This window comes from Actinacidiphila glaucinigra (assembly GCF_035918135.1).
GTDB classification, from domain to species: Bacteria; Actinomycetota; Actinomycetes; order Streptomycetales; family Streptomycetaceae; genus Actinacidiphila; species Actinacidiphila glaucinigra.
The window spans coordinates 723,796-736,392 of sequence record NZ_CP109144.1 but is presented as its reverse complement, the minus strand read 5'-3'; the positions used below and the strand labels follow the sequence as shown (position 1 = coordinate 736,392).

Genomic DNA, 12,597 nt, shown 5'->3' with positions numbered 1-12,597 from the left:
GATGTCGGGTCCGGTGTGGCGGGCACTGCCTAGCGTGGTGGTCGTCAAGAGGAAGGAGCCCGGGCATGCTGGAGCGGCTGAACCAGGCCATGGAGCACATCGAGCGCGGCCTCGACCAGGACATCGAGGTGGGCGAGCTGGCACGCATCGCGGCCACCTCGGAGTACCACCTCCGTCGGATGTTCTCCGCGCTCGCGGGCATGCCGCTGTCGGAGTACATCCGGCGCCGTCGGCTCACCCTCGCGGGCGCCGAGGTGCTCGCCGGGCGTGAGACGCTGCTGGAGATCGCGGTGCGCTACGGCTACGGCTCAGGCGAGGCGTTCGCGCGGGCGTTCCGTGCCATGCACGGCATCGGACCGGGCGAGGCCCGGCGGACCGGCGCCACGCTCAACTCCCAGTCCCGGATGGCCTTCCGACTCACCATCGAAGGGAGCAGCAGCATGCGATACCGCGTTGCGGACAAGGCGGACTTCGCCGTCGTCGGACTCAAGGCCCGGGTGCCGCTGGTGCACGCGGGGCCGAACCAGGCGATCATCGACTTCGTCCGCGGGATCGACCCGCGGCTCCAGGAGCGCCTGGAGAAGTTGTCGGATCAGGAGCCGCACGGCATCGTCGCGGTCTGCGACGACCTCGACCCCAGCCGCGCCGAGGGCACCGAACTCGACTACTACCACGGCGTGATCACCTCCGCGGCCGCCCCCGAGGGCACGACCACGTTGGCCGTCCCCGCCGGCACCTGGGCGGTCTTCACCACCTCCGGGCCCGCGCCGCAGGCCATCCAGGAACTGTGGCGCGACGTCTTCACCGAGTGGTTCCCGTCGAATCCGTATCGCAGTCGCACGGGCCCTGAGATCCTGCGCATCCGCCTGTCGCCGGACAGGACCGAGGCCGACGCCGAACTGTGGCTGCCGGTGGAGCCCGAGCGCGGCTGACGAAGCGCACGCCCTTCGGCGCAGATCAGCGCCGCCGTCGGGCCGCATTGTCAGTGCCCGCGAGTCCCGTGCGCGGAACTGGGCCGGACGGAGATCGTGAGGGACTCGCGGCCATGGGGGGTGGGTAGGAAGGTCCCCGGCACCCGGCCCGGGACTGGAACGGGATCCCTGTCCCCACCCCCCATCCCAGCCGTCGGGCAGCCACGGCGACGGGCCGCCTCACGCGGTGACCTTGGCGATGAACGCGGCGAGGTTCGCGACGGTCCGCTGGATCTTCTCCTCCAGGGTGAGCGTCTCGTGGAGCCGCGCGCCGATGCCCGCGTCCTTCTTGCCCCGTACGTACAGCGGGCAGGCGAGGTCGCTGCACATGTAGGCCCCCACGGTGTTGCCCTGCTGCCCGGCCTTGCCGGTCTTCGCGGCGACCATGAGCGAGACGCCCCCGGAGTGGGTGGTCAGGCACATGGAGCACATGCTGAGCCGCGCCTGCCAGGCGGCGGCGCTGGAGGAGCGCAGGGCGAGTGCCACCGCGCGGCCGTCCAGTTCGGCGACGAGATAGGACCGGTCGGGGGCCTGTGGGTCGCGCCAGCCGAGGAAGTCCAGATCATCCCAGGGCTGCTCGCTCAGGTCGCGGGGCACGTGCAGGCGCTTCGCCTCGCCCTTGCTGCAGTTCACGAAGGCGGCGCGGATCTCTGGCTCGGTCAGTGGCTTCATGAACGGCAGGCTAGTTTGCCTAAAGCTATTAGGCAAATAATTAAGAGGTGAAGCCCTGCGGCAATGGGGTGCTGGTTCGGGATGGCTGGAGTGGGAGCGTCCGACTCGGACAGGGCGGACACGGCCGGCGACGTCGGCTTCGACCAGGCCGCCCTCGCGGCGGCCGACCGCCGGGTGCTCTCGGTGAGGAGCGGCTGTTGGTCGATCAGCGGTACAGCGCTCTGTGGGCGGATCCACTCGACGGGGTGGCGCGGGGCGGCGACCCTGCCGGGCTCCATGCCAACGGTGCCTGCACCGGCAACCGGCGCGCCCTGGAAACCCTGTATGTGCCGGTCGAGGGTTGCTTCTGAGCGATCGCCGCCGTAGCGCGAGCACTGCTCGTGGCGTGCGGTTGCCGGAGCCCGCCTGGTGCCACTGGGTCCGGGCCGGTGCCAGGAGAAGACCGTGTGATTGAGAGGATGTGGTCCCGAGCCCGGCGCGTCTCCCCGCGCTGCCCATGGGCTGTCCAACCCACAGGTCCGGGCTTTCTGCATCCACGACCGGAACAAAGGTGATCAGGCATGGTTCCTCGGGTCGGCGACGAAGTGATCGTCTCCTGCGAGCCGGCGACCGCTCGGGTGGTCGAGAAGCATCGCTACATCACTGTGGAATGGCCGTGGCGAACGGCCGACAATTCCTTCAACATCCGATGGAGCGGGCACGTGAACCTCCCGTACGGCGATGCCCATCAAGAATGGAGCCCATACCGTCTGGAACCGGCGGCCTTCGCCCTCCGCGTGGGAGACGTCTGCACCGTGTCCATCCCGCCGACAAGGCTCCACGTGGGGCACTACGAAACGTACGATCCTCCACGTCACCTCGGCTGGGCTCCCGCGCCCACCGCAGGAATCTACGTCATCCCTCCGGAGAGAATGGACCTGGACCTGGAGGACGCGGGGTGCATGCTCTACCTGGGCGGGGCTGAGCCCATTCGCGTGGAACCGGTCAAGGACTGAGCCGCGTCACATCCGGCTCCAGGTACCACACGGACCGACATGCGGCCTCGCGGTTCCCGGCGCGCTCCGCGAACGCAGGGGACTGCCCCACACCGTCCATCCCGGTGTGGGGCAGTCCCGACGGCCCGGTGCCCCGCGGCTCAGCGGTAGTCCTCCGGGTGGCCCTGCATCCAGCGGTTGATCCGGTCACGGGTCGCCACGATTTGGTCCTGGTGCTTCTTCAGGTTTTCGAACGAGGTGTCCGTGCCAAGGGTGTCGTGCAGCTCCGCCGTCCACGCGAGGGGTTCGCGGAAGTGTCCGGGGCCCTGCGGATCGGCCTTCATCGCCTCGTCGAGTTGGGCGAGTTCGTCGCGCACCCGGGTCAGGAAGTACTCGCACTCGCCCGCGGACGTGCTGGGAGTGCAGCCGGAGTGGTAGGTCGCCTGCAGGGTGGCGAAGGCGTCGCGCACCTTCTCCGCCGTCACCTCCGGCTGCCCGTCCGCAGGGGGCGCGGAGTCCGCAGGCGTGGACGCCGAGGCGGACGCGGACGCCGACGCGGACACCGGTGTGCGGGTGCTTGCGGCGGTCCGGTCGGAGCCGTCGTCCGACGGCGCGGCGCACGAGAGCAGAAGCGCCGCGAGCGGGACGGCGAGCAGCGGGGCACCGGGCAGGCGCCGTACGGGTTGCTTGATCACGGGAGGTACGACGTGGGGCAGGGCCGTGCGGTTCCTCACCGCGTCCGAGTCCGGCGTCCGGCGAGCCGGCGCCGGCTAACCCTGCAGGGTGTAACGGAAGACGCGGGTGTCGCGCACGAGGAAGCCGAGCCGTTCGTACAGCCGGTTCGCCGCCTTCCGTGAGGGGCGGGAGGTGAGGTCCACCGTGCGGGCTCCCGCCGCGTCGGCCAGACGTACCGCTTCCTCGGTGAGGGCGGCACCGACGCCGTAACCGCGGGCGGCCTCGTCGACCACCACGTCCTCGACCCAGGCGCGCATCCCGGTCGGCAGGGGGAACATCGCGAGTGTGAGCGTCCCGACGACGCGGCCGTCGACCCGTGCCACCAGCACCGTGTTCGCCTCGGCGGCCAGGAGCCGGCGCAGCGACTCGTGGTCGGGCGGTGCGGCGCTGCTCGACAGTTGGGGCAGCAGGCGGGTGAACGCCTCGACCATCTCGTCGTCCGCTTCGCGTGCGACCGCAACCTCAAGGCTCATGATCCGGTTCCTGTCCAGGTGTCTCGGCACCGGGCGGCCACTGCCGTGCCCGGGAGCGCGGCCTCGCACGGCCACGGGCACCAGTCTCCTCACGAACCCGCCCCGGCGGCCATTCCTGCTCATCCACCCGTGGCCGGCGCGGTCGGCGCTTCCCGGCGAGGAGCCTCGGTCCCGTGTCGGCGTCACAGTGCGCCCGGGCCGCCGGCACGCACCGGGGGACCGCGCTACGTCGTCGTCGCGCTGCGCTCCTGGGTTTCCGCTTCCTCCGTCGCCTGGTGCGAGGGGACGGCGGGTTGGGCGAGCGGCGCCAGTCGTTCGGTGGCGGTGTCGACGAGTTGCAGGTCGGTCTTGGTGTGCGCGATGGCGGCGTCGATGAGGAGGGCGACGAGGGGGTCGTGGGTGTGGGTGCGGCGCAGTCGGGTGAGGGCGGCGAGTTCGGAGAGGTAGGTCTGGCGTTGGGCTGCCACAAGCGTGTCGAGGGCATCGGGGCCCAGCTTGGCCGCGCCGAAGAGCTTGAGGAAGAGTTCGTCGCGGTATCCGCCGGTGCGGACCCAGGCCGTCGTGGCCCAGGTGTCGAGCTCGTTCAGCCCTTGGGCGGTGAGGGTGTAACGGGTCTTGTCGGGGCGGTCGTTCTGTGCGACGTGGGAACGGAAGACATGGCCGTCGCGGACGAGCCGGTCCAGGATCTGGTACAGGTGCCCGATGTTGAGGCCGCCCCACTGCGGGCCGATCGCCTCCTCGAAACGGCCCTTGAGCTCGTAGCCGTGACTCGGTCCCTCGGACAGCAGCGCGAGCACCGCGTGGTGCAGTGGCATTTTGCATCCCCTCTGTGTTGTGACAATGTACGCCTGCATTGTTGCAATGCAGGAGGGCGGTCAAACGATGGGCGTGGCCTTGCGGGGTGTGACCCGCCGGCATCCGGGGGTGGTGGCGCTGGACGGCGTCGACCTGGAGATCGGGGACGGCGAATCGGTGGCCTTGACCGGCCCGTCGGGCGCCGGCAAGTCGACGGTGCTGCATGTGGTGGGCGGTATGGACGTGCCGGATTCCGGCACGGTGGAGGTCGACGGCACCGCGCTGGCCGCGGGCGGACTCGACGCCCACCGCCGCCGGATCGGCTTCGTCTTCCAGCGCTTCCATCTCCTTCCCGCCCTGACGGTGCTGGACAACGTGCTGGCCCCGGTGCTGCCCCGCCGGGTGGACTTCGACCGGCGGGCCCGCGGCATGGAACTGCTGGAGGCCGTGGGCCTGGCCCACCGGGCCGGGGCCCTGCCGTCGGAGCTGTCGGGTGGTCAGCAGCAGCGCGTCGCGGTCGCGCGGTCGCTGATCAACCGGCCCGGTCTGCTGCTGGCGGACGAGCCGACGGGCAATCTGGACAGTTCGACTGGCCGGGAGATCATCGACCTGCTGCTGTCGCTGACCGGGCAGTACGGGATGACGCTGCTGGTCGCGACGCACGATCTGGAGGTTGCCGCGAGCTGCGACCGGATCGTGCGCCTGCGCGACGGACGGGTCGTGGCCGACGAACGGATCACGCCGGCGGCCGACGTCCTGGACCGGCTCGGGGGGCTGCGCCCGTGATCGCGATGATCTGGTCGCAGTTGCGGCGCCACCGGGCCCGCGCGCTGGCCCTGGCCGCGGGCATCCTCGTGGCCGCCACCAGCTTCACCCTGCTCACCTCGACGGTGACCACCAGTCAGGCGCAGACCACGGAGACAGTGCGGGAGAACGCCCGCTCCGCTTACGACGTCCTGGTGCGCCCCCGCGGCAGCCAGACCGCCCTCGAGCGCCGCGACCAACTGGTCGGTGCGAACTTCCTGTCCGGCATCTTCGGCGGCATCGGCATGGGCCAGTACGAGCGGATCAAGGTGATGCCCGGGATCGAGGTCGCCGCACCCGTCGCCAACGTCGGCTACCTGATGGTGCCGGGAACGCTGAAGGTGGACGTGTCGTCATTCCTGGACGGCACGGCGCAGGCCCAGATGCTTCGGATCAAGCCGACGCTGACCGCGGGTCTGGGCCGCTACCGCGCCGCCGACCAGTACCTGTACGTGAGCCGCAACCCGATCGAACCGTCCGAGACGTTGTCGGACTCCACGTTCCCCGGCCTGCAGGAGGAACACGCGGACCACCGGACCTATCCGGTGTGCTGGTACTACAACTACAACAAGACCGATGTGCACGTCGAGCACACCGACGACGGTGGGTTCGGGCCGTTGCAGCCCAACCTCATTCGCGAGGACCGCCGCGACAAGTCGCCGTTCGACCCCGACGTGAACAGCTGGCTCACCTGCCGGTCGGAAGGGGGAAAGGCGGTCGCCGAGATCCCGGTCACCTACCCGGTACTGCTGTCGGCGGTGGACCCCGCCGCGGAGGACCGGCTGGTGGGCCTCGGGCAGACCGTCACCTCCGGCCGCATGCTCACCGACCGCGACAAGCCCGTCTGGGGTCGCGAGGAGAACTGGTCCAACCTTTCGTACTGGACGATCCCGATGGTGCTGAGCGACAAGCCGCTGACGTCCGGGACCGTGGACGCCGCCGTGGAACGCCTGGACACGGGCGACCCCGCGGCCCTGCGCGGCAAGCTCGGCAGCCCCGCGGCCCACGACTTCGTCAACGACTTGCGCGGCACTCCGGTGGGGCGTGTCAGCGCCGACCTCGCGCAGGGCTATCCCGGCACATCGCTGTTCGCCCCGCAGGCCGACAGCTACTGGACCGTCGGCCCCGTCGACTACCGCCGGGCCGGTGCGGGCCTGGCGCCCCGCGCCCACGCCGACCAGTCCCCGGAGACATGGCGCACCAACCAGGACCGCCAGTTCATCGAGTACGTGCCGGAGGAGAACACCGGCACCCAGTTCCGGGAGATTGCAAGCCACCCCGGAACCACGTGCTGGGGCACCCGCACCTGCGGGCACGAGGACCACGGCAGGACACCGATCCCCTACCTGAACCCGGTCGGCCGCTACGACGCCACCAAGCTCCCCGGCTTCTCCGGCTCGTCCTCGCTGTCCGCCGTGCCGCTGGAGACCTACCGCTCGCCGCAGGTCACCGGTGCCGACGAGGCCGGGCGGAAGGCCCTGGGCGACCGGCCGCTGCGTCCGGACCGCAATCTCGGCGGCTACCTGGCCGCACCACCCACCATGCTCACGTCCCTGGACGCGCTGCCCGTCCTGACCGGCAGCCGCCGGCAGCCGACCGTACAGGACAAGGCCCCCATCAGCGCCATCCGGATCCGGGTCGCCGGCGTGACCGGCGTCGACGCGGCGTCACAGGCCCGGGTCAACGCCGTCGCCGGCCGCATCCGCACCGCGTACCCCGGGCTGCAGGTGGACATCACCATCGGCAGTTCGCCGGCGCCGCAGACCGTCGCGCTGCCCGGCGTCAACGTGACGGAGAACTGGACCGCCAAGGGCGTGGCCCTGCACATCCTCAAGGCCGTCGACACCAAAAGCGCGATGCTGTTCGTCCTGGTCCTGATCGTCTGCGCGCTGTTCCTCGCCCAGGCCGCCCTGGCGTCGGTGCGATCGCGACGCATCGAGATCGGCACCCTGCGGTGTCTGGGCTGGAGCCCACCGGAGATCCTCCGGCTCATCCTCGGTGAACTCCTCGTCATCGGCCTGGGCGCGGGAACCCTCGGCGCCCTGCTGGCCTACGTGCTGGGCGTGCTCCTCGGGCTGCCCGACGCCGGGTGGAAGGCGGCGCTCGTACTGCCCGTCGCGCTGCTCCTCGCGGTCACCGCCGGGCTGCTCCCGGCCTGGCGCGCCACGCGCCTCAAGCCACTGGACGCGATCACGCCCCCGGTGACCGCCACCGGGCGCGCGGCGCCCGTCCGTTCGGTCCTCGGACTCGCCGTACGCAATCTGCTGCGGTTCCCCGGCCGCACCGTGCTCGGCGCGGCGGGCCTGGCACTGGCGGTGGCGGCCTTCACCGTGCTGCTCGCCCTCACCCTGGGTTTCCGCGGCGAGGTGGCCGGCTCGCTGCTGGGCAACGCCGTCGTCGCACAGGCCCGCACCGCGGACTACCTGAGCGTCGCCCTGTCGCTGCTGCTGGGAGCCGCAGGCGCCGTGGACGTGCTGGTCCTGTCCATGCGCGAACGCGCCGCGGATCTGGCCGTCCTGCGTGCCACCGGCTGGACGACGCGGGAACTCGCCCGGCTGAGCTTCTACGAGGGCGCCCTGCTCGCGCTGCTGGGCGGCCTCGTCGGCGCGGTCACCGGGCTGGCGACGGTCCTGGCGATCGGGTGGGGCACGCTGGGCGGCCGCCTTCCGGCGGTCGGCGGGGCGGCGCTGCTGGCCACCCTGGCCGCCGTGGCCCTGGTCTGCGCCGCCCTGGCGTTCCCCGTCCGCGCCCAGTCCCGCATCGCCCCCGCGCATCTGCTGGCGATGGGGTGAGGTGACGGCCGCCGGAGCCAGCGAGGACGCGGCCTGGACGGCCGGATGGGGCCGGTCCCACGGGACCGGCCCCACCATGGCTTGCGACCCCGCCTAACTCCTGGTCAGGACCACGTCGGCGGTGACGGCATCGCGACCGTGCGCCCGCACGGTGCGCTCGGCCGGCCGGTAACCCTCGGCACTCACCGCAAGCGGGACGCTGTCTCCGGACGGCGGGAGCCACAGCCGGTACGTGCCGTCGACGGCGGTGCTCAGGGTGTGCGCGCCCGTCCCGTTCCCGACCCGCACCGTTGCTCCGGCCAGCGGCGTGCTGCCGCCGTGCCGCCCGGCGCCGCTGACGGTGCCGCTCAGGTGCGTCCACCCCGGCGGCGCCACCACCGTCATGGTGACGGGCACGGTGACGGAGGCGTACGGCCCGTCGCTGTCGATGACCAGCAGCGCCCGGTGCGCGCCCGCGTCGGCCGGCCCCATGGCTCGCGCGTCGACGGTGACGGTCAGCTCCGCCGTCCTGCCCGCACCCACCGATGCGGAGCTCGCCCTCCCCGCCAGCCACGCCACGTCCCCGTGGGGCGCGTCGTAGCCGGGCAGTTCGAGGGCGGAGGTCTGCATCACCCTGTCGGCGCTCTGGCCGCCCACGACGGACCAGCCGGGCGCACCCGCCGCCGCGTACAGCGGCTGCGGCAGGTTCGGCAGCGCGCTCCACGTGTCCGCGGCCGGATCGTAGGCATAGGCCTCGTTGGTCACCGCGGCGGCCCCGACGAGCACACCGCCGGCGGCCATGAGCCGGCCCGCCCCGACGCCCGTCGCGGCGCCCCAGAAGTCCACCGGGGGGTCGGCGATCGGCGTCCAGCGGCCGGCGGCGCGGTCCAGGGCGTAGCCGGCGGCCGTGGCGTGCGGAGGCTGCCCGTCGCCCTGGTGGACACCACCCGCGCAGTACAGCGTCCCGTCGACGGTCCCGCAGCTCTGCCAGGAGGTCGGCAGAGGGTAGGCCGGTCCCGTGGACCACGTGTCGCCCGCCGGGTCGTAGACCTGGACGTCGCGTGTGCCGCAGGAGATGCCGGTGCAGCCGCCGATCACATAGAGCCGGTCGCCCACCGCCGCCGCGGCGGAATTCCCGTACGCCTTGGGCGCGTCGGCGATCCGCGACCAGGTGTCGGTCGCCGGGTCGTAGACCTCGCCGCCGGCGATCGGCGTGCCCGCGCGGTTCTTGCCGCCGACGACGTACAGCTTGCCCCGGACGAACCCGTAGGCCGCGCCGCTGCGCTTGGTGACGGCCGGGGCGAGGTCCTTCCAGGTCGCCGTGGCCCGGTCGTAGGAGCGCAGGGCGGTGGTCCACTGGCCGTCGGGCGTCTGGCCCAGACCGCTGTACAGGACACCGTCGTACGCGGCCGCGATTCCCCCGGTCATGGGCTGCGGGAGGTCCGCGAGCGGCTGCCACGCCTGCCCGGCGGTCGCCCCGGCGGCGGCGCCCGAGGCCGCGGTGGTGGCCGTCGCGACGTCGAGCGGGTCGGGCCTGGCGGCCGTCCGCTCCCTCGGCGCCCCCGGCATACGCGCCGAGGTCTCCGCGACGGCCTGCTCGCCGACGGCGAGCGAAGCCGGGGCGCCCCCGGTGTTGCGCACCTTCACGGTGACGGTCTTCTTCCCACTCCAGGGAACGGTGACGCCCACCGCGCCGGGGGAGGCCTTCAGCCGGGACGGGTGAAGGGCGAAGTCCGCGGAGGTGACGGCGTCGGCCTCGACCTTCACGGTGGACGTGCCGGCCGGATAGCCGAAGGCGGGCAGCCCGGCGGTGAACTCCTGACGGCCCGTACGGGAGGAGAAGGCCCAGTACAGCCCGTCGCCGACGGCCGGGTCGTCCGGCGAGGCGATGCTCCGGCCGCTGTCCTGCGGCGCCTTGGCGGCGGAGACGGTCGCACCGACGATCCCGGCACCGGTGTTGGCGTCCGTCACCCGGCCCGTCAGCAGTCCGCCGGGCACGGTGACCAGGGAGCGGGTGCCGACGGCCACGTTGTCCAGCTGCCAGATGCCGGTCAGGGAGCCGGCGAAGTGGAAGCGCAGCCGCACCGAGGGCTTCCCGGCGTAGGCGGTGAGAGGCACCGTCTGGTGGGAAGGGCCCTCCACGACGTCGGTGTGGTGCCAGAGGTTCTCCCAGTGGTCCCCGCCGTCGGTGCTCACGTCGATGTCGGCCGTCGGGTCGTTGAAGCGCCACAGACTCGGCAGAGCGGTGTCGAACTCCAGCGTCGGCCGCGTCTCCTTCGAGAGGTCGTACTCCGGGCTGATCAGCTCGGTGTCGACCGCGCCCCAGCCGAGCGCGTAGTCGTCGACCTGGGCGAAACCGCCGTCACCACCGGTCTGGTTGCCGCGGGTGAGCGGGTCGTCGAACCCCCAGCCCCCGGCGTCGGTGTGGTTGACGATGCTCCACCCGGCGGGCTTCGCGGCGGTGTCGAAGGACTGGAAGCCGCCACCGCCGTACTCGACGGCGTAGCCGGGCGGCAGGGCGCCGGTGCCGACCAGGGACAGCGCGAGGTCGGCGGTCTTCGGGGACGATCCGAGCACGACCTTCGTCTCGGCCGGCCGGTAGCCGGGGTAGAGGCCGGTGGCGCGCAGCGTGTACGTCCTGCCGCGTTCGAGGCGGACGGAGTAGCGCCCGGTCCTCGGGTCGGTGTGGACGGTGCCGGGTACGCCGTCGACGGTCAGCCGGGCGTAGACGCCCCAGCCGTGTCCGCCGCCGTCACGGACCGTCCCGGAGACCGTGGCGGTCGGCACGGCGGCGAGCGCGGCGTTCCGGGTCAGCTCCGTGCCGTCGGCGAGGGTGACCTCGCCCAGGTTCTTCCGGGCGTAGCCGAAGGCGTCGACCGTCAGCGTGTAGGAGCCGGTGGGCGCCGCCAGCGACCACCGGCCGTCGGCCCCGGTCAGTGCCGAGAGCGCGCCGAGCCGTACGGTCGCCCCTGACAGCGCCTTGCCGGTGGCCTTGTCGGTGACCTTGCCGGTCACGGTGCCGTGCGGGCCGGGCCGGAAGGCGCCGACCCCCTTCGGCGTGCCCAGACCCGTCGGCCCGTCGTAGCCGGGGCCCGCGGTGCAGCTGTTCGCGGGCTCGCAGGCGGGAGGCCCGTCCGGGTCGCACGGTGCGTCGTCGGAGCAGTGGCCGTTGCCGCCCGTGGTCACGTCGTTGAGCGCGCCGGGGGAGCGGTACGGGTACGCGGCCGGGTAGGTGCCCTCGACGGGCGTCCCGGCCAGCGCGTACAGACCGGCGATGATCGGGGCGGAGGCGCTGGTGCCGCCGTAGACCCCCCACCCGCCGCCGGAGTAGGTGTTGTACACGGCCACGCCGGTGTCGGGGTCGGCGACCGCGCTGACGTCCGCCACCGATCGCCGGTCGCACCCGGTGCCGGTCTGGAACGCCGGCTTGGGCTGGTAGGCGGAGCACCCCGAGCCCGTGCCGCTCCACACCGTCTCCGTCCAGCCCCGCGCACCGGTGTCGCTTCTGCTGAGCGAGGTGCCGCCGACCGACGTCACGTACGGGGAGGAAGCCGGGTAGCTCAGCCCGTGGCCGTAGTCGCCGGAGGCGAACACCACGGCGGTCCCGGGATGGTCGAAGTACGCCGCGTCCAGGGCGGCGAGGTCCGGGCCGTCGTAGTAGGCGCCGTAGGAGTTGGACACGTAGCGGGCGCCCAGCGCCACCGCGGTGTTGACGGCGGCGCCCAGGTCGTCCGTGGCGGAGCTGTCGGCCTCGACGAGGAGGATGTGCGCCTTCGGCGCGACGGCCGAGACCATGTCGAGGTCCAGGGAGATCTCGCCGGCCCAGCCGTCGTTGGACTGCGGGTAATCCGTCCCCCCGCGCTGGTCGACCTTGCGGAAGCACCCGGTGTCGCTCGTGCAGGGCGGCAGCCCGTACTGGGCCCGGTAGGCGGCCAGGTCCATCTCGGCCTTGGGGTTGTCGTACGCGGCCACGACCGCGATGGTCGCCCCCGCGCCGCCGTCCGCCGGCAGGTCGTAGGCCGAGCGCAGGTCGGCCGGACCGAACCCCTCGGGAGCGGCGGACCGCGCGCTGCGCCCGCCGGTGGCGTCCGCCTGCCGCACCGCGAAGCACCCGAAGTGCCCGGGCTGCGGGGTGCCGCAGAGCGACTCCGACTCCGCCGCGGGACGTGAGTCGTCGGCGACGGCAGGGCTCTGCTGCGGCAGTTGGACGGCGAGCGCGGTCAGCAGCAGGGCCGCGGCCGCGCCTGTGGCACGTTGCCACCGGGATCCCGGCGGCCTGGCAGGGGCTGCCCTGAGGGATCTGGAAAGGGGGCGTGAGGGACGGCGTATGAGCACAGAGCGACTCCGATGGAGGACGGAGTGGACAGGGCGGTACCCGATGACGTTGTCGGACGAGGTGACG

At 72.4% G+C, this 12,597-nt stretch carries 10 protein-coding genes; 5 read left to right on the top strand and 5 right to left on the bottom strand.

Going from position 1 to position 12,597, the window contains the following annotated elements:
• The first annotated feature begins 65 nt into the window (after nucleotides 1-65).
• A complete protein-coding gene (locus OIE69_RS03215; protein WP_326570390.1) occupies nucleotides 66-932 on the top strand; it encodes an AraC family transcriptional regulator in 867 nt (288 codons plus the stop codon).
• Nucleotides 933-1,151: 219 nt separating this feature from the next.
• Here OIE69_RS03215 and OIE69_RS03210 read toward each other — a convergent pair whose 3' ends face one another.
• Complete coding sequence (locus OIE69_RS03210; RefSeq protein WP_326570389.1) at nucleotides 1,152-1,643, bottom strand: FBP domain-containing protein; 492 nt, start codon at nucleotides 1,641-1,643, stop codon at nucleotides 1,152-1,154.
• 197 nt (nucleotides 1,644-1,840) lie between these two features.
• Between OIE69_RS03210 and OIE69_RS03205 the strand changes: the two genes are divergently transcribed.
• Complete coding sequence (locus OIE69_RS03205; protein WP_326570388.1) at nucleotides 1,841-1,993, top strand: hypothetical protein; 153 nt, start codon at nucleotides 1,841-1,843, stop codon at nucleotides 1,991-1,993.
• Between the two features lie 210 nt (nucleotides 1,994-2,203).
• Nucleotides 2,204-2,638, top strand: coding sequence for a hypothetical protein (locus OIE69_RS03200; RefSeq protein WP_326570387.1), 435 nt, complete (start codon nucleotides 2,204-2,206; stop codon nucleotides 2,636-2,638).
• Between the two features lie 140 nt (nucleotides 2,639-2,778).
• Here the strand turns inward: OIE69_RS03200 and OIE69_RS03195 are convergent, their stop codons facing one another.
• From OIE69_RS03195 to OIE69_RS03185, 3 genes are all read right to left on the bottom strand, one after another.
• The gene (locus OIE69_RS03195; protein ID WP_326570386.1) at nucleotides 2,779-3,312 is read right to left on the bottom strand and encodes a hypothetical protein; all 534 of its coding nucleotides are present in this window, start codon (nucleotides 3,310-3,312) and stop codon (nucleotides 2,779-2,781) included.
• 75 nt (nucleotides 3,313-3,387) lie between these two features.
• Nucleotides 3,388-3,843: a GNAT family N-acetyltransferase gene (locus OIE69_RS03190; RefSeq protein WP_326580937.1), complete on the bottom strand. Its 456-nt coding sequence runs from the start codon at nucleotides 3,841-3,843 to the stop codon at nucleotides 3,388-3,390.
• Nucleotides 3,844-4,049: 206 nt separating this feature from the next.
• Nucleotides 4,050-4,640 carry a PadR family transcriptional regulator gene (locus OIE69_RS03185; RefSeq protein ID WP_326570385.1) on the bottom strand — a complete coding sequence of 197 codons (591 nt, stop codon included), beginning with the start codon at nucleotides 4,638-4,640 and terminating at the stop codon, nucleotides 4,050-4,052.
• A gap of 67 nt (nucleotides 4,641-4,707) precedes the next feature.
• On the opposite strand from OIE69_RS03185, the gene OIE69_RS03180 reads away from it, so the two are divergent.
• Together OIE69_RS03180 and OIE69_RS03175 are read left to right on the top strand one after the other, a co-directional pair.
• A complete protein-coding gene (locus OIE69_RS03180) occupies nucleotides 4,708-5,406 on the top strand; it encodes an ABC transporter ATP-binding protein (protein ID WP_326570384.1) in 699 nt (232 codons plus the stop codon).
• 5 nt (nucleotides 5,407-5,411) lie between these two features.
• Complete coding sequence (locus OIE69_RS03175; RefSeq protein WP_326580935.1) at nucleotides 5,412-8,216, top strand: ABC transporter permease; 2,805 nt, start codon at nucleotides 5,412-5,414, stop codon at nucleotides 8,214-8,216.
• 93 nt (nucleotides 8,217-8,309) lie between these two features.
• Here OIE69_RS03175 and OIE69_RS03170 read toward each other — a convergent pair whose 3' ends face one another.
• Complete coding sequence (locus OIE69_RS03170) at nucleotides 8,310-12,530, bottom strand: carboxypeptidase regulatory-like domain-containing protein (RefSeq protein ID WP_326570383.1); 4,221 nt, start codon at nucleotides 12,528-12,530, stop codon at nucleotides 8,310-8,312.
• Nucleotides 12,531-12,597 lie beyond the last annotated feature (67 nt).

Coding starts and splice junctions, on each gene's coding strand:
- OIE69_RS03215 (WP_326570390.1), top strand. CDS start 66: ATGCTGGAGCGGCTGAACCAGGCCATGGAGCACATCGAGCGCGGCCTC.
- OIE69_RS03210 (WP_326570389.1), bottom strand. CDS start 1,643: ATGAAGCCACTGACCGAGCCAGAGATCCGCGCCGCCTTCGTGAACTGC.
- OIE69_RS03200 (WP_326570387.1), top strand. CDS start 2,204: ATGGTTCCTCGGGTCGGCGACGAAGTGATCGTCTCCTGCGAGCCGGCG.
- OIE69_RS03185 (WP_326570385.1), bottom strand. CDS start 4,640: ATGCCACTGCACCACGCGGTGCTCGCGCTGCTGTCCGAGGGACCGAGT.
- OIE69_RS03180 (WP_326570384.1), top strand. CDS start 4,708: ATGGGCGTGGCCTTGCGGGGTGTGACCCGCCGGCATCCGGGGGTGGTG.
- OIE69_RS03175 (WP_326580935.1), top strand. CDS start 5,412: ATGATCTGGTCGCAGTTGCGGCGCCACCGGGCCCGCGCGCTGGCCCTG.